The 14,095-nt window shown below is 67.5% G+C and carries 15 protein-coding genes and 1 pseudogene; 10 read left to right on the top strand and 6 right to left on the bottom strand.

All coding sequences use genetic code 11. From position 1 onward, the window contains the following. Positions 1-160: 160 nt before the first annotated feature. The 3 genes from OXR00_RS17150 to OXR00_RS17140 are packed head-to-tail and all read right to left on the bottom strand — an operon-like array spanning position 161 to position 2,647. A complete protein-coding gene (locus tag OXR00_RS17150; protein WP_267389464.1) occupies positions 161-748 on the bottom strand; it encodes a Smr/MutS family protein in 588 nt (195 codons plus the stop codon). Then, on the bottom strand, positions 723-1,991 hold the full coding sequence (locus tag OXR00_RS17145) for a murein transglycosylase A (protein WP_267389529.1): 1,269 nt from the start codon (positions 1,989-1,991) through the stop codon (positions 723-725). The genes OXR00_RS17150 and OXR00_RS17145 overlap by 26 nt, the downstream gene beginning before the upstream one ends. A gap of 11 nt (positions 1,992-2,002) precedes the next feature. Beyond that, on the bottom strand, positions 2,003-2,647 hold the full coding sequence (locus tag OXR00_RS17140) for a Tim44/TimA family putative adaptor protein (protein WP_242150786.1): 645 nt from the start codon (positions 2,645-2,647) through the stop codon (positions 2,003-2,005). Positions 2,648-2,817: 170 nt separating this feature from the next. Between OXR00_RS17140 and secB the strand changes: the two genes are divergently transcribed. From secB to OXR00_RS17120, 4 genes are all read left to right on the top strand, one after another. Then, complete coding sequence (gene secB, locus OXR00_RS17135; protein WP_242150783.1) at positions 2,818-3,324, top strand: protein-export chaperone SecB; 507 nt, start codon at positions 2,818-2,820, stop codon at positions 3,322-3,324. Between the two features lie 28 nt (positions 3,325-3,352). Then, positions 3,353-4,921, top strand: a complete 1,569-nt coding sequence (gene murJ / locus OXR00_RS17130; protein WP_267389463.1) for a murein biosynthesis integral membrane protein MurJ — start codon at positions 3,353-3,355, stop codon at positions 4,919-4,921. Between the two features lie 14 nt (positions 4,922-4,935). Then, positions 4,936-5,940, top strand: a complete 1,005-nt coding sequence (trpS, locus tag OXR00_RS17125; protein ID WP_267389462.1) for a tryptophan--tRNA ligase — start codon at positions 4,936-4,938, stop codon at positions 5,938-5,940. A gap of 180 nt (positions 5,941-6,120) precedes the next feature. After that, positions 6,121-6,783: a DUF4136 domain-containing protein gene (locus OXR00_RS17120; protein ID WP_267389461.1), complete on the top strand. Its 663-nt coding sequence runs from the start codon at positions 6,121-6,123 to the stop codon at positions 6,781-6,783. 177 nt (positions 6,784-6,960) lie between these two features. Here OXR00_RS17120 and OXR00_RS17115 read toward each other — a convergent pair whose 3' ends face one another. Further along, on the bottom strand, positions 6,961-7,278 hold the full coding sequence (locus OXR00_RS17115) for a 2Fe-2S iron-sulfur cluster-binding protein (RefSeq protein ID WP_267389460.1): 318 nt from the start codon (positions 7,276-7,278) through the stop codon (positions 6,961-6,963). Between the two features lie 67 nt (positions 7,279-7,345). Here OXR00_RS17115 and OXR00_RS17110 point away from each other — a divergent pair, with 67 nt between their 5' ends. The 6 genes from OXR00_RS17110 (at position 7,346) to OXR00_RS17085 (ending at position 12,648) form a co-directional block, all read left to right on the top strand. After that, complete coding sequence (locus tag OXR00_RS17110) at positions 7,346-7,969, top strand: DNA-3-methyladenine glycosylase 2 family protein (RefSeq protein WP_267389459.1); 624 nt, start codon at positions 7,346-7,348, stop codon at positions 7,967-7,969. Positions 7,970-8,156: 187 nt separating this feature from the next. Further along, positions 8,157-9,026, top strand: a complete 870-nt coding sequence (locus tag OXR00_RS17105; RefSeq protein WP_267389458.1) for an S-methyl-5'-thioadenosine phosphorylase — start codon at positions 8,157-8,159, stop codon at positions 9,024-9,026. Positions 9,027-9,047: 21 nt separating this feature from the next. Continuing rightward, on the top strand, positions 9,048-10,232 hold the full coding sequence (locus OXR00_RS17100) for an acyl-CoA dehydrogenase (protein WP_267389457.1): 1,185 nt from the start codon (positions 9,048-9,050) through the stop codon (positions 10,230-10,232). Between the two features lie 27 nt (positions 10,233-10,259). After that, positions 10,260-10,802, top strand: coding sequence for a (2Fe-2S)-binding protein (locus tag OXR00_RS17095; protein ID WP_267389456.1), 543 nt, complete (start codon positions 10,260-10,262; stop codon positions 10,800-10,802). A gap of 106 nt (positions 10,803-10,908) precedes the next feature. Further along, positions 10,909-11,898 carry an RcnB family protein gene (locus tag OXR00_RS17090; RefSeq protein WP_267389455.1) on the top strand — a complete coding sequence of 330 codons (990 nt, stop codon included), beginning with the start codon at positions 10,909-10,911 and terminating at the stop codon, positions 11,896-11,898. A 75-nt stretch (positions 11,899-11,973) separates the two neighbouring features. Further along, positions 11,974-12,648: a 2OG-Fe(II) oxygenase gene (locus tag OXR00_RS17085; RefSeq protein ID WP_267389454.1), complete on the top strand. Its 675-nt coding sequence runs from the start codon at positions 11,974-11,976 to the stop codon at positions 12,646-12,648. Positions 12,649-12,682: 34 nt separating this feature from the next. Here OXR00_RS17085 and OXR00_RS17080 read toward each other — a convergent pair whose 3' ends face one another. Together OXR00_RS17080 and OXR00_RS17075 are read right to left on the bottom strand one after the other, a co-directional pair. After that, a complete protein-coding gene (locus OXR00_RS17080; RefSeq protein WP_267389453.1) occupies positions 12,683-13,426 on the bottom strand; it encodes an SDR family NAD(P)-dependent oxidoreductase in 744 nt (247 codons plus the stop codon). A gap of 100 nt (positions 13,427-13,526) precedes the next feature. Further along, positions 13,527-14,095, bottom strand: a pseudogene (locus OXR00_RS17075) (TonB-dependent receptor); the annotation flags it as partial.

Here is a 14,095-nt window from a genome sequence, read left to right as displayed (position 1 = left end):
GCAACTTTATAAGGGTGACAAGTGCAGGAAAGTCACACTAGGCCAGAATCGGTCCGAATATCGGTTTATCTGCAGGAATATGTGACCCATTGCTGTCGTGGGTGCACCGCAGGAATGGGATATGCGGTGACGCGAAACGGCCCGCCGCACGTTTGCGCAATCAGCGGTTTCGCTGTCCTGAACCGCGGCGCAGGATCACGTACAGCGCGCCGGTGCCGCCGTGGCGGGGATGGGCGTTACGGACGGCGGCGATATGCGCGCCGTGGCGTGAACCGGCCAGCCAGTCCGCGATGGCCGCGCGGATCGCGCCGCGCGCGTGCGGGCGCTCGCTCTCCGCGCGCGGCGGCTTGCCGGTGATGACCAGCAACACGCGCTGGCCGCTCGCCACCGCGAATTCGAGCGCGGCGTCGAGCCGGGCATAGGCCGAGCCAAGCGTATGGCCGTGCAGGTCGATCGATGCGTCCGGCACCGTACGACCGCGCGCGAGATCGCGATCCCACGACCCGTCTAGCGTGTTGGCGGTGATCGGGCGTGGCGGCGCGGCGACGACGGGTGGGTGCAGCGGCGCCGGCACCCGCCCGCGCACCTTCTTCAGCGGCGCGGGTGGTGGGGGTGCGACCGGCTCCGGTAGCCTGACCGGGACAGCAGCCGCGCGCGCCGGGCGCGGTGCAACGCGCATCGGGCGGACGCTGGCGACGACGCGCGCCCACAGCGCGGCCTCCTCAGCGCTGAGCGGGCGCTTTCCCATACGGCCTTTCCGACGCGAGCCGCGCGAGCGTTCCCACCGGCAGCAGCAGGAACGCGGTGCCGTGCGCGGACATGCCGCCGGCGGTCACCTCCGCCTGCTCGCCGCCGCCCCAATAGGTGTCGAAGCGGTTGGCGCCCTTGATCGCGCCGCCGGTGTCCTGCGCCACCCAGATGCCGTTCGCATCGGCGCGGTCCATCGACAGCAGCACCGGCGCGCCGAGCGGAATGAACTTCGGATCCGCCGCCACGCTGACGCCACCCGTCACCGCATAGCCGAGCGCGCCCATTGGCGGCGTATCGAGTACGCGGAAGAACACGAAGCTCTTGTTCTCGCGCATCAGGTCGCGACCCTCGGCGGGGTGCGCGCGCAGCCACGCGACGATGCCCTGCATGGTCGCCTGCCCCGGCGCTAGCAGACCGCGTTGCCGCATCAGCGCGCCGATGCCGGTGTAATCGCGGCCGTTCTGCGTGGCATACCCCACCCGCATTGACGCGCCATCCGGCAGACGCAATCGCCCTGAACCCTGGATCTGGAGGAAGAACAGTTCGACCGGATCGGCCGCCCAGGCGAGCACTGGCGCCCGGTTGGCGAGCGCGCCTTCCTCGATCGCGGCACGGTCGAAATACGGCACGAAGTTGCTGCCATCGACCCGGCCGCGAATCTTCTTGCCCTTCAGGCTATCGCTGAACGCACCGAGATTGACGTCGACGAGATCATCGGGGCGACCGTAGATCGGCGCGTCATAGCCGCGACGATGGTCACGCGAGGCGGCGATCTCCGGTTCGTAGTAACCGGTCGCGAAGGCCTTGCCGTCGCCGACCTGCACCGTCTCGAGATATTGCGCGAAGAAGCTGCGCGCCTCGCCCCGCGCGACGCTCGCGGCGGCATCGCAGGCGGGCACCCAATCCACGCCGCGCGTCAGGCCCGAAGAATCGGTGCGCTTGCGCAAGCTCGGGCAGGACAGCCGGAACGCGGCGAGCGACCGTGCGGCCTGCGCCTCGTCGATGGGAAGCGAGTAGATCGGCGGCCCTGCCACGACGCCCGCATCGCGCGCATCCGGCCCGGCGGAGGGCGCGGTGGTCGCAACCGGCGGCAGCGGTCGGGATGCGACCGGCGGACGGTGCACCGGCGCCATACCGACAGCGGGCAGTCCCGCACCTGGCCGCGCCTGTTCCGACGGGCTGACGCACGCGCCGAGCACCATAGCCGTCGCGAGCGCTGCCCAGCGCTTCCCCCGCTGCATCATGCCCGCGCTCAAGCTTCGTCGGTGTCGGCGAGCTTCCAGTTCGGATCGCTGCTCTTGAGCGTCCGTGCGAAGGTCCAGATATCATGCGTCTCGACCGCATCGGTCATCGATCCGGCCACAACGACGCCGTCGCGATCGCGCGTGACGGCAGCGATGTCGGCATCGAAGCGCACCGTAATTCGCGCCGCCTTGCCGACCAGCGACGCATCGGTGATCGACGCCCGCTCGATCGTGACAAGGCGGTTGTCCAGCGTGTGGCCGGCGTCCGCCCGCTCGGCGATGGCGCCAGCAAAGGCGTCACGCACATCGGCTTCGGTCAGCCAGTCGAGCTGCTGCTCGTCACCCTGCCAATAAGCCTCCAGGATCATCCGGTAGGCGGACTGCGCGCCTTCGACGAAGCGTGCGACATCGAAACCCGGCTCCGCCGCGACGATCGCGCGCAGGCCGGCTTCGGCACGCGGCGCGATGTTGCGGTTGGCGAGTTCGCGCGGCTGCGCCTGATTCTCGATCGGACGCGGCAGCACCGTTACCGGCGCGCGATCCTCCGCGGGCTTGGGCAAAGGCTGCTCATGCCCGGTCCGCTTGCCGAGAACCATGTAGAGACGCAACGCCAGAAAACAGGCGACCATCCCGAGCAGAACGACGTAAAACACTTTGCCTCCTGAACTTCGGCGAAACTCTGATATAGGCGCAACGCACGACAGTTACAAACGGCGCCGCCGCCACACGTGTTGAACTGCCGCGCCACCCCTGCTAGGCGCCGCGCTTCGGCAGCGCCAGCGCTTCTGGCTGCATATCTTCGATGAGATTAAGGGCGAGTTCCATGGACGAACAGGACGACGGCATCATCACCAGCAACGCGCCGTTCGCGAGCGGCGAGGACGAGGCACCGCAGGCCGGGCTGATCTCGCAATACGTCAAGGACCTGTCGTTCGAGAACCCGAACGCGCCGGCGATCTACCAGACGGCGAGCGCCCCTTCGATCGACGTGCAGTTCAACATTGCCGCCAATCAGGTCGGCGAGGACGTGCACGAGGTCGTTCTGCGCATCGAGGTCCGCGCCGAGAGCGAAGGGACCGTCGCGTTCCTGGTCGACCTTTCGTTCGCCGGGCTGTTCGGCCTGCGCAACATCCCCGCCGAGCATGTCCAGCCCTTCCTGCTTGGCGAAGCGCCGCGTCTGGTGTTCCCGTTCGCCCGCCGTGTGCTGGCCGACGCGGTGCGTGACGGCGGTTTCCCGCCGCTGATGCTGGAGCCGATCGACTTTGGCGCATTGTACCTCCAGCAGGCGGCGCAGCAGAACGGCAACGTCAACGTGACCGGCCACGCCTGATCGCACGTAACGAGCCGAGCAGCGAACGATGAACCTCGCGCGCGCGCTCGGCTCGATCGGCGGGCTGACGCTCGCCAGCCGTGTGCTGGGGCTGGTGCGCGATTCGCTGTTCGCCCGCTATGTCGGCGCAAGCTTCGCGTCCGACGCTTTTTTGATCGCGTTCCGCCTGCCCAACATGTTTCGCGCGCTGTTCGCGGAGGGCGCGTTTTCCGCCGCGTTCATCCCGATGTTCAACAAGAAGGTTGGTGACGAGCGCGGTAACGGCCTGCCCGATGGCATCGCCTTCGCACAGGACGTGCTGTCGGTGCTGCTGCCGATCCTGATTGTGATGACGGTGATCCTCGAACTCACCGCCTGGCCGGTGACGCTGACGCTGTCCGGCGGTTTCCACGACGTGACCGACGCGCAGTTCGCGCAGGCGGTGATGTTCTCGCGCTTCACCATACCCTATCTGATGCTCATCAGCATCGTGTCGCTGCTCGGCGGCATCCTGAATTCGCTGCACAAATTCTGGGTCAACGCGGCGGCGCCGATCCTGCTCAACATCACGCAGATTGCCGCCTTGCTGCTGTTCCACAGCCCCGACCCGATCGTGACCGGCCGCAATCAAGCGATCGCCGTCAGCGTGTCGGGCGCGTTGCAACTCGCGTGGCTGGCCTGGGCGTGCCGCGCCAACGGCGTCGGCATCCGCCCGCGCCTGCCGCGCCTGAGCCCCGACGTGAAGCGCATGCTCGCGCTGATCTGGCCCGCCGCTGCAGGGGCCGGCGCGGTGCAGATCAACCTTGTGGTGTCCTCCGCGCTCGCCGCGCATTTCCTGTCGCACGGCTCGGTGACGTATATCTACATGGCCGACCGGGTGAACCAGTTGCCGCTCGGGCTGATCGGCATCGGGCTTGGGACGGTGCTGCTGCCGATGATCTCGCGCCAGCTTGGCAGCGGGCAGGAGGCGGCGGCGATGGAGACGCAGAACCGGGGCATGGAGCTGGCGCTGCTGCTCACCCTGCCCGCCACGGTCGCGCTGATCGTGTGCGGCGGGCCGATCGTCGCGGCGCTGTTCGAACACGGCCGGTTCGATGCCGCCGACACGCTCTACACCGCGCAGGCGCTCGCCGCCTTCTCGATCGGGTTGCCGAGCTACATCCTCGTCAAGGTGCTGACCCCCGGCTTCTACGCGCGCGCCGACACCAAAAGCCCGGTCCGCTATGCGACGGTGTCGATGGTCGTCAATCTGGTGCTCAACCTCGTCCTGATCCTGCCGTTGAAGCACATGGGACCGCCGCTGGCGACAGCGCTCGCCTCCACCGTCAACACCGCACTGCTGTACCGGGCGCTACGCCAGCGTGGCCATTTCGCCCCTGACGCGCGGTTGCGGCGGCGGGCGTGGCGGCTGGCGGCGGCGGCGCTGGCGATGGGGCTGGTGCTGTGGCTGCTGCAAGGGTTGCTGACGCCCTATACGCACGGCAGTTGGACGGTGCGGACGGGTGCGATGGCGGTGCTGGTCGGCGCGGGTGGCGTGGTCTATGCGATCGCCACCTTCGCTCTCGGCGCGTTCACCCGCGCCGACCTCGCCTTCCTGCGGCGCCGTCGCGCCGCCTGACACGAAAGACTGCAATGCGCGTCGTCTCCGGCATCCAGCCCACCGGCAATCTCCACCTCGGCAATTACCTCGGCGCGATCAAACAGTGGGTCGCGCTTCAGGACCAGATGGGCCCGGACGACACCTGCCTGTTCTTCCTCGCCGACCTGCACGCGCTGTCGCAGCCGGTGGTCGCGGCGGAGTTGCACGCCAACACGATCGAGATGGCCGCCACCCTGCTCGCCTGCGGCATCGACCCGACGCGGTCAATCCTGTTCAACCAGGCGCGCGTCCCCGCGCATAGTGAGCTCTGCTGGTTGCTGAGCGGCACCGCGCGGATGGGCTGGCTCAACCGCATGACGCAGTGGAAGGACAAGGCGGGCAAGAGCGGCGAGACGCAATCGGTCGCCTTGTTCACCTACCCTGTCCTGCAAGCCGCCGACGTGCTGCTCTACAAGGCGACACATGTGCCGGTCGGGCACGACCAGAAGCAGCACCTCGAACTGGCGCGCGACATCGCCACTAAGTTCAACGGAGATTTCGGCGTCGAGCTGTTCCCGCTGCCCGAGCCGCTGATCTCCAAGGCGGCGCCGCGCATCATGAGCTTGCGCGATGGTTCGGCGAAGATGTCGAAGTCCGATCCCTCCGACGCATCGCGCATCAACCTGGTCGACAGCGACGACACCATCGCTGCCAAATTCCGCAAGGCGAAGAGCGACGCCGACGTGCTGCCCGAAACAGTGGCCGGGCTGGAAGGTCGTGCGGAGGCGCTCAACCTCGTGACGATCTACGCCGCGCTTGCCGGCGTGGAGCCGGATGCGGTGCTGGCCGAGCACGCCGGCAAAGGTTTTGGGGCGTTCAAGCCCGCGCTGGCCGATCTCGCCATCGCCACGCTCGGGCCGCTGCGGGACCGGTTGACCGCCCTGCTCGCCGATCGCGCGAGTGTCGCGACGACGCTGGCGGACGGCGCAGCCAAGGCGGCGGCGCTCGGCGCACCGACCTTGCGCGCGGCGCAGGCGGCAGTCGGCCTGCATCTGTAGGCGACACCCTTGCGGGACGTGCCACGCGGCACAACATGAATGGGAGGTTTGCAGGGGCGGTCGTCGCAACGATCCGTCCTATGCAGATGTCCGTTCAACCGTTATTCATGCCGGATGCGGCATTGTGACGGCCGTGGTGCTCCATCGCGAGCGTGTCGCTTCCAACAAGGTCGTGAAATCATGAAGATGTTTTCTCTCGCTGCCGTCGCGCTTCTGGCGCTCGGCGGCTGTGCGCAGCCGTTCGCGGCGAAGGTTTCCCGTTTCCAACAACTTGCGCCTGCGTCCGGCCAGACCTTCGTGGTGCAGGCGGTCGATCCGAACCTGCGCGGCGGGCTCGAGTTTACCGAATACGCCAATATGGTCGCCGGCAAGCTTCAGCAGCAGGGATACCGCCCGGCGCAGGGTGGCCCGGCCGATCTGATCGTCAAGGTCGCCTACGGTGTCGATCATGGCCGTGAGCGCACGGTGACGACGCCGGGCATCGGCGGCTTTGGCGGATACGGTGGGTATGGCGGCTTTGGTGGGTTCGGCGGCTGGGGCGGCCCGCGCTGGGGCTATTACGGCCGCAGCCGCTTCGCCTATGGCTTCAACGATCCGTTCCTGTTCGGCGGCGGCTTCGGCCCCGACGTGTCGAGCTATACCGTCTACACCAGCGAGCTGATGGTAACGATGGAACGGGCCGACACCGGCGCGCATGTGTTCGAGGGTACCGCTAAGGCGCAGTCGCGCACCGACGACCTGCCCTATCTGGTGCCGCGTCTGGTCGAGGCGATGTTCACCGGCTTCCCGGGGAACAGCGGCGAAACGGTGAAGATCACGATCGCGCCCGAGAAGAAGGGCTGATCTGAAGTTCGGGGGAGCGGGTTTTGGCCTGCTCCCCCTGGTTGCTGCCGCGTGTTTGGTGCAGCAGCGGCGACGGCAAAGCCGCCGCCGTCGGTCGGGTTCGCTGGCGTGACCCGCCGGCCGTGCCGGGTAGTGCGGCCTTGCCGCACCGGCCAGCAGCGTGCTGGCCTCTACCCGTCAGTCCTCCTTGGCGATCGTTACCTTCAGCCCGTCCAGCGCGTCGCTGAACGGAAGCTGGCACGACAGGCGCGAGGTGGCGTTGCGGTCGCTGGTGGAATCGAGCAGATCGTCCTCGTCCGGGCTCATCGCCGGCAGTTTGGCCGCAAAATCCGGGTCGACATGGACGTGGCATGTGGCGCACGAACAGCAGCCGCCGCACAGCGCGAGCAGTTCGTCAATGCCGGCGTCGCGGATGATCTCCATCACGCTGTGGCCGGTCTGACCGTCCAGTGCGCGTTCTTCCCCTTCGCGGGTCACGACGATAAGCTTGGGCATTGAAACGTCTCCGGGTGCTTTCGCGCCCGCCATGCCGCGCACGCCGGGCCAAATCAAGGATGCTTCCATGGGCCTGACTGCCGAACAACTGCGCAGCGAACTGGATTCGCTGGCCCGGCTCGAACCGGCGTTCGCCGCCGCGATCCTGCGCGCAGGGTATCCGGCGCCGCGCATCAACCCGCGCGGCCATGCCACCTTGCTGCGTACCATCGTCGGCCAGCAGGTCAGCACGCTGTCGGCGGACAGCACCTATCGCAAGCTGGAGGGGCTGGTCGGATCGCTCGACGACCCCGACAACATCGCCCGCGCCAGTGACGAGACGCTACGCGCCGCCGGCCTGTCGCGGCAGAAGGCAAGCTATGCGCGCAGCCTTGCCGAGGAGGTCACGAGCGGCCGGCTCGACTTCGACGCGCTGCCGGCGGACGACGAGGAAGCGATCGCCGCACTGGTGCGGATCAAGGGAATCGGTCGCTGGTCGGCGGAAATCTACCTGCTGTTCGCGGAAGGGCGGCTGGATATCTGGCCGGCGGGTGATCTGGCCGTGCAGATCGAGATCGGACGCCTGCTGGGGCATGAGGTTCGGCCAAGCGAGAAGCGGGTGCGCAAACTGGCGGAGGCGTGGCGGCCACATCGCGGCGCGCTCGCGATCTTCACGTGGCATCATTACAACAGCGAGATGGTGGTGATCTGATGCCGGGCGCTGCGGCCAAGCCGCAACGCCCGGCACGGCCGGCGGGTCGGCGCCAACGCCGAACCCGGCCGACGGCTTCGCCGGCGGCGGCACCCGGCCCTTCCATCACACCATCAACAGCCTTGCGCGCGGGGGACGCTTCGGCTCAAGACCGCTGCCAAAGCGCAGCAATTCAGGAACCTCTTCAATGAGCAAATGGACGATCGGCATCATCGGCGGCTCCGGCCTGTACGCGATCGAGGGGTTGCAGAACGCGCAGTGGCGTCGCGTCGAGACGCCGTGGGGCGAACCGTCTGACGAACTGCTGTTCGGCTCGATCGGCGACGTCGATCTGGTGTTCCTGCCGCGCCACGGTCGCGGCCACCGGATCAGTCCGTCCGAGCTCAACTTCCGCGCCAATATCGATTCGCTGAAGCGCAGCGGCGTGACCGACATCCTCGCGATTTCCTCGATCGGCAGCCTTCAGGAACAATATGTGCCGGGCAAGTTCGTGATCGTCGACCAGTTCATCGACCGCACCGTCGCGCGGGTGTCCAGCTTCTTCGGCACCGGCATGGTTGCGCACGTGTCGATGGCGGAGCCGGTCTGCCCGCGCCTGTCGGGTTTCGCGGCGAAAGCCGTGGCGGCAGCGGGCGGCAGGGTAGCCACCGGCTGCACCTATATCGCGATGGAGGGGCCGCAATTCTCAAGCCGGGCGGAGAGCCTGCTCTACCGGCAATGGGGCGCAGACGTGATCGGCATGACCGCGATGCCCGAGGCCAAGCTCGCGCGCGAGGCCGAGATCCCTTATGCCTTGATCGGCATGGTGACGGATTACGATTGCTGGCGGACCAGCGAAGCGCATGTCGAGGTGAGCGAGGTCATCAAGCAGATGCAGGCCAACGGCGACACTGCGCGCAAGACGGTGTCGGCGTTCATCGCCGCGCTGCCGGAGCGCCGCGAGGCGTCGCCGCTCGACACCGTGCTCGACCATGCGCTCATCACCGCGCCCGAAGCGCGTGATCCGGCGTTGTTGGCGAAACTGGACAAGATCATGGCGCGCGTGCTCGGGCGCTGACAAACATTCGGAGAGACTGACATGGCCGGCATGAGCGCGTTCGACTGGGCTGACCCCTTCTTCCTCGACGATCAGTTGGAGGAAGACGAGCGGATGATCCGCGACACCGCGCGCGCCTATGCCGACGACAAGCTCGCCCCCCGCATCGTCGCCGCCTTCCGCGACGAGGAGACCGACCCGGAGATCTTCCGCGAGATGGGCGCGCTCGGCCTGCTCGGCGCGACGGTGCCGGAGGAATATGGCGGTGTTGGCGCCTCCTACGTTGCCTATGGTCTCGTCGCGCGTGAGGTGGAGCGGGTCGACTCCGGCTATCGTTCGATGATGTCGGTCCAGTCGAGCCTTGTCATGTACCCGATCCTCGCGTTCGGATCGGAAGCGCAGAAGACGAAATACCTGCCGCGTCTGGCCACCGGCGAATGGATCGGAGCGTTCGGACTGACCGAGCCGGATGCCGGCTCCGATCCGGCCGGCATGACCACGCGCGCGGTGAAGACGTCGGACGGCTACCGCCTGTCGGGCGCGAAGACGTGGATCACCAACGCACCGATCGCGGACGTGTTCGTGGTGTGGGCGAAGTCCGACGCGCATGGCGGCGCGATCCGCGGCTTCGTGCTTGAGCGGAGCATGGCCGGGCTGTCGACGCCCAAGATCGACAACAAGCTGTCGCTGCGTGCCTCCGTCACCGGCATGATCGTCATGGAGGATGTCGAGGTTGGCGAGGACGCGCTGTTCCCCGAGGTCTCCGGGTTGAAGGGGCCGTTCTCCTGCCTCAACCGTGCGCGCTACGGGATCAGTTGGGGTGCGCTCGGCGCGGCGGAGTTCTGTTTCCATGCCGCAAGGGCATATGGCCTCGATCGCAAGCAGTTCGGCCGGCCGCTGGCGGGGACGCAGTTGTTCCAGAAGAAGCTCGCCGACATGCAGACCGAGATCGCACTGGGGCTACAGGCAAGCCTGCGGGTCGGGCGATTGATGGATGCGGGCCGCTTCGCGCCGGAAATGGTGTCGATGGTCAAACGCAACAATGTCGGCAAGGCGCTCGATATCGCACGGGTGGCGCGCGACATGCACGGCGGCAACGGCATTTCGGGCGAATATCAGGTGATGCGCCACCTGATGAACCTGGAGACGGTCAACACCTACGAAGGCGCGCATGACGTCCACGCGCTGATCCTTGGGCGCGGTATCACCGGGATCTCGGCGTTCTAGGCTGCCGGTCGGAACAGGAGTAGGACCATGACCCGCTTCACCGTCAACAATCAGCCGGTCCAATACCGGCTCGACCCGAAGACGCCGCTGCTGTGGGCGCTGCGCGATGCGTCCAATCTGACCGGCGCGAAATATGGTTGCGGCACGGGGGATTGCGGCGCGTGCATCGTCGATGTCGATGGCGAGGCGGTGAAATCCTGCCAGACGATGATCGGCGCAATCGAGGGCAGTTTCGTCACGACGATCGAAGGCTTGTCGCGCGACCGCTCACACCCAGTGCAGCTCGCGTGGCTAGCCAGGAACGTCACGCAGTGCGGCTTCTGCATTCCCGGCATGGTGATGGCGGCGGCGGTGTTCCTCAAGAAGAACCGCAACCCCAGCGAAGACGAGATCCGCGCCGGCATCACCAATCTGTGTCGGTGCGGGGTATATCCGCGTGTGGTCGATGCCGTATTACAGGCGGCGCGCGTGGCGCGTGGTGACGAGAACATCGAAGCGGGCGCATCGCCCGGAACCTCCCCCGATGAAGCGGCAAAGCGAGTGCCTGCATTGACGCCGACACCGCAATGAATCCTTTCTGGATGCTGTCACGATAGTTCAGACAAGGATCAGCGGTCGGACTGCATACCGCATCATCGGCCACGAATCATTCGCTGGCCCGGAGGAGGATTTCCCGATGCGTAAGTATCTGCTTGCGGCGATCATGGCCGCATCGGCGCTGGTGCCGGCGGCGGCATTCGCGCAGGACCATCGCGAATGGCATGGCGGCGGCCAGCGTGGCGACGGCGGGCAGCGCGCGCAGGGCCAGCCCCGGCCGCAGGCACAGCCCCAGGCTCAGCCGCCTGTGCAGGCTCAGCAACCCGCCCAGGTGCAGCAGGGCCAGGGGCGCTGGCAGGCGCGTGGTAACGATGGCAACACTCGGCCGCAGTATCAGGGTGATCGCGGCTGGCAGGGCGGCGGCAACGCCGGCGGGATCGGGCAGCAGCCACGGTCGCAGGGTTTCGGCGCTGGCCGCGAGGGCTTCCAGGGCCGCGACGGCGATGGCCGCAATTGGCAGGGCCGCGACCAGATGCGCGCGGTCGGTCAGGGCGGCGATCAGCCGCGCGCCGGCTGGCAGGGCGGCGACCGTGGCGATCAGGGCCGACCGGGCAATCCCGCCTGGCAGGGCAATCGCGATCGTCCCGGTGGCCCCGGTTGGCAGGGCAACGAACCGCGCCGTGATGATCGCGCGGATGGGCGCGGCGGCAACTGGCAGGGGCGGCGCGACGATCGCGGGGGTGCGTTCGGCGACAATCGCAGCCGCACCGACTGGAACCGCGGCCCCGGGTGGAACGGCCGTGACACTGGCGGGCGCGACTGGAACCGTGGCTGGCGGCAGGACAACCGCTACAATTATAACGCCTACCGCAGCAGCAACCGGGGCGCCTACCACCTGCCGCGTTACTATGCGCCGTCGGGCTGGGGCTACGGCTACCGCCGTTTCGGCGTCGGCCTGACGCTCGACTCGATCCTGTACAACCAGAGCTACTGGATCGACGATGCGGCGGATTATCGGTTGCCGCCCGCCTACGGCCCATATCGGTGGGTGCGCTATTACAACGACGCGCTGCTCGTCGACATCTACACCGGGCGGGTCGTCGACACGGTGTACGACATCTTCTGGTAAAGCGAGCGGCGAGGCCGGACGAAGCATCGTCCGGCCTCTTGTTTTCCGCGTCACTTCCGGGTGAAAAGCACGCCCATGTTCTTCAAGAAGAAATCGACCAAGGCTTCGCCGGTGCGCGCCTTCTATGGCGAGTCGGTGGGTGCCCGGCTCGAAGCCAATCCCGCCACCACGCGGGGCAGGAGCGACGCGGTGCAGTTGTTCTACCATCCCGACTTCCTGAGCGCGGAGCAATGCCGACGGCTGCGCGCGATGATCGACGCGAACCGCCGCCCCTCCACCGTGCTGAGCACCGCCGAACCCGATTACCGCACCAGCGACAGTTGCGACATGGATCGCTGGTCGCCCGACGTGCGCCCGACCGACGAAGCAATCGCCGGGCTGCTCGGGCTCGATCCGGTGCATGGCGAGACGATGCAGGGCCAGCGTTATGCCCCCGGCCAGCAGTTCCGCGCGCATTGCGACTGGTTCAGCGAGGATCAGCCCTATTGGCCGGCGATGCAGCAATGCGGCGGCCAGCGCACCTGGACGGCGATGATCTACCTCAACGATGTCGAGGAAGGCGGCGCGACGTGGTTTCCGCTGGCGGGGCTACGCGTCAACCCGAAGCGCGGGCTGCTGATCGCATGGAACAACATGAACGCGGACGGCAGCCCCAACGACAACACGCTGCACGAAGGCGTCGCGGTAATGAAGGGCACGAAGTATATCGTGACCAAGTGGTTCCGCGAGGGCAACTGGATACAGGAGTAGGGCTCCCCCCTCCCCTCGCGACCTACCCTCCCGCTTACGCCCGCGTCACCTGAAAGCCGGCGAAGCTCTGCCGTACCGGCATCAGTTCCAGCGTGTTGATGTTGAGGTGCGGCGGCAGTGTCGCAACCCAGGCGATGGTCGCGGCGATATCCTCCGCCGTCATCGGTTCGGCACCGCCGTACAGGGTGTCGGACGCCTGTTGATTGCCGCCGGTGCGCACCAGGGTGAACTCGGTTTCGACCATGCCCGGCTCGATCGACGTCACCCGCACGCCGGTACCGGCGAGATCGGAACGCAGGCCGAGGCTGAACTGGTGGACGAACGCCTTGGTGCCGCCGTAGACGTTGCCGCCGGTGTACGGATAGGTCGCCGCCACCGACGACAGGTTGATGATCGCGCCCTTGCGCGCGACCAGCCCCGGCAGCAGGCGGTGCGTGACGGTGGTGAGCGCGGTGACGTTGGTGTCGATCATCGTGCGCCAGTCGTCGAGCTTCGCCTCGTGGGCGGGCGCGGTGCCGAGCGCGAGGCCGGCATTGTTGACGAGCAGGTCGATCTCACTGAACGGCGCCGGCAGTGCGGCGAGCGCCGCCTCGAACCCCGCCTCGTCGCGCACGTCAAATGCGGCGACGTGGACGAGCTCGCCCACTTCGGCGGCAAGCGCCTCGAGCCGGTCGGCGCGCCGGCCGGTCGCGACCACGTGCCAGCCCGCGCTCGCCAGTTCGCGCACGGTGGCGGCGCCGATGCCGGAGGTGGCGCCGGTGATGAAGGCGGTTGGCATCGGCAGGACTCCTTGGGGTTTACGCCGCGGTCATGTCGCGGACGCTGTCACGAATGCAAGCCCGACGCGCGGGGTCGCGATTGGTTCACATGCGATGCCGTCAGAACAACAGTTTGCGGACCGAAAAGCGGATCGTCCGGCCAAGCGGGTTGAGATAGCCCGGCTGGTAGCTGATCGGCGTCACGCCTTGCGCGTCCGTCACGGTCTGGCGCGTGTCGAACAGGTTGGTGATGCCGAGCGCCACCCGCATGCCGCGCACCCACGGATGCGCCCGCACCAGTGGCAATTGCTGGCCGAGATCGGCGAACAGCCGCAGGTTGATGGTGCCAAGCGCGGAGAAGCGCAGCGGGTTGGGGTTGCCGATCGTGCCGCCGGTCACATCCGTCGCGCTCTGCCAATCGGCGGAGAGACGCGCGCCGAAGCCGTTGTTGCTGTAACCGGCCTGCCCCTCGATCTCGTGACGCGACTGCCCGCCGCCCGAGCCGACCGTGTCGCCGTTGAGCAGATCGAGCGACGGACCGCCCGGCGCGACCAGCACGCGATCGGTGAAGTGCCAGGTATGATAGACCGCGAACTGGAGCCGACCGCCCGCCTGCCCGCCGCGTCCACCACCACCGAAGCCGCGACCGCCACGACCGCCGCCGAAGCCGCCACCGCCGCCCCCGCCCG

The organism is Sphingomonas sp. GC_Shp_3, from assembly GCF_026540945.1.
GTDB lineage: Bacteria > Pseudomonadota > Alphaproteobacteria > Sphingomonadales > Sphingomonadaceae > Sphingomonas.
Note: the sequence above shows the minus strand (reverse complement) of the source record. Positions and strands in the feature narration are given on the sequence as shown.

What these genes read in the sequence shown, in the direction of transcription:
- OXR00_RS17145 (WP_267389529.1), bottom strand. Translation starts at nt 1,991, where the DNA reads ATGCAGCGGGGGAAGCGCTGGGCAGCGCTCGCGACGGCTATGGTGCTC.
- OXR00_RS17115 (WP_267389460.1), bottom strand. Translation starts at nt 7,278, where the DNA reads ATGCCCAAGCTTATCGTCGTGACCCGCGAAGGGGAAGAACGCGCACTG.
- OXR00_RS17110 (WP_267389459.1), top strand. Translation starts at nt 7,346, where the DNA reads ATGGGCCTGACTGCCGAACAACTGCGCAGCGAACTGGATTCGCTGGCC.
- OXR00_RS17100 (WP_267389457.1), top strand. Translation starts at nt 9,048, where the DNA reads ATGGCCGGCATGAGCGCGTTCGACTGGGCTGACCCCTTCTTCCTCGAC.
- OXR00_RS17095 (WP_267389456.1), top strand. Translation starts at nt 10,260, where the DNA reads ATGACCCGCTTCACCGTCAACAATCAGCCGGTCCAATACCGGCTCGAC.
- OXR00_RS17085 (WP_267389454.1), top strand. Translation starts at nt 11,974, where the DNA reads ATGTTCTTCAAGAAGAAATCGACCAAGGCTTCGCCGGTGCGCGCCTTC.
- OXR00_RS17105 (WP_267389458.1), top strand. Translation starts at nt 8,157, where the DNA reads ATGAGCAAATGGACGATCGGCATCATCGGCGGCTCCGGCCTGTACGCG.
- murJ (WP_267389463.1), top strand. Translation starts at nt 3,353, where the DNA reads ATGAACCTCGCGCGCGCGCTCGGCTCGATCGGCGGGCTGACGCTCGCC.
- trpS (WP_267389462.1), top strand. Translation starts at nt 4,936, where the DNA reads ATGCGCGTCGTCTCCGGCATCCAGCCCACCGGCAATCTCCACCTCGGC.
- OXR00_RS17120 (WP_267389461.1), top strand. Translation starts at nt 6,121, where the DNA reads ATGAAGATGTTTTCTCTCGCTGCCGTCGCGCTTCTGGCGCTCGGCGGC.
- OXR00_RS17090 (WP_267389455.1), top strand. Translation starts at nt 10,909, where the DNA reads ATGCGTAAGTATCTGCTTGCGGCGATCATGGCCGCATCGGCGCTGGTG.
- secB (WP_242150783.1), top strand. Translation starts at nt 2,818, where the DNA reads ATGGACGAACAGGACGACGGCATCATCACCAGCAACGCGCCGTTCGCG.
- OXR00_RS17150 (WP_267389464.1), bottom strand. Translation starts at nt 748, where the DNA reads ATGGGAAAGCGCCCGCTCAGCGCTGAGGAGGCCGCGCTGTGGGCGCGC.
- OXR00_RS17080 (WP_267389453.1), bottom strand. Translation starts at nt 13,426, where the DNA reads ATGCCAACCGCCTTCATCACCGGCGCCACCTCCGGCATCGGCGCCGCC.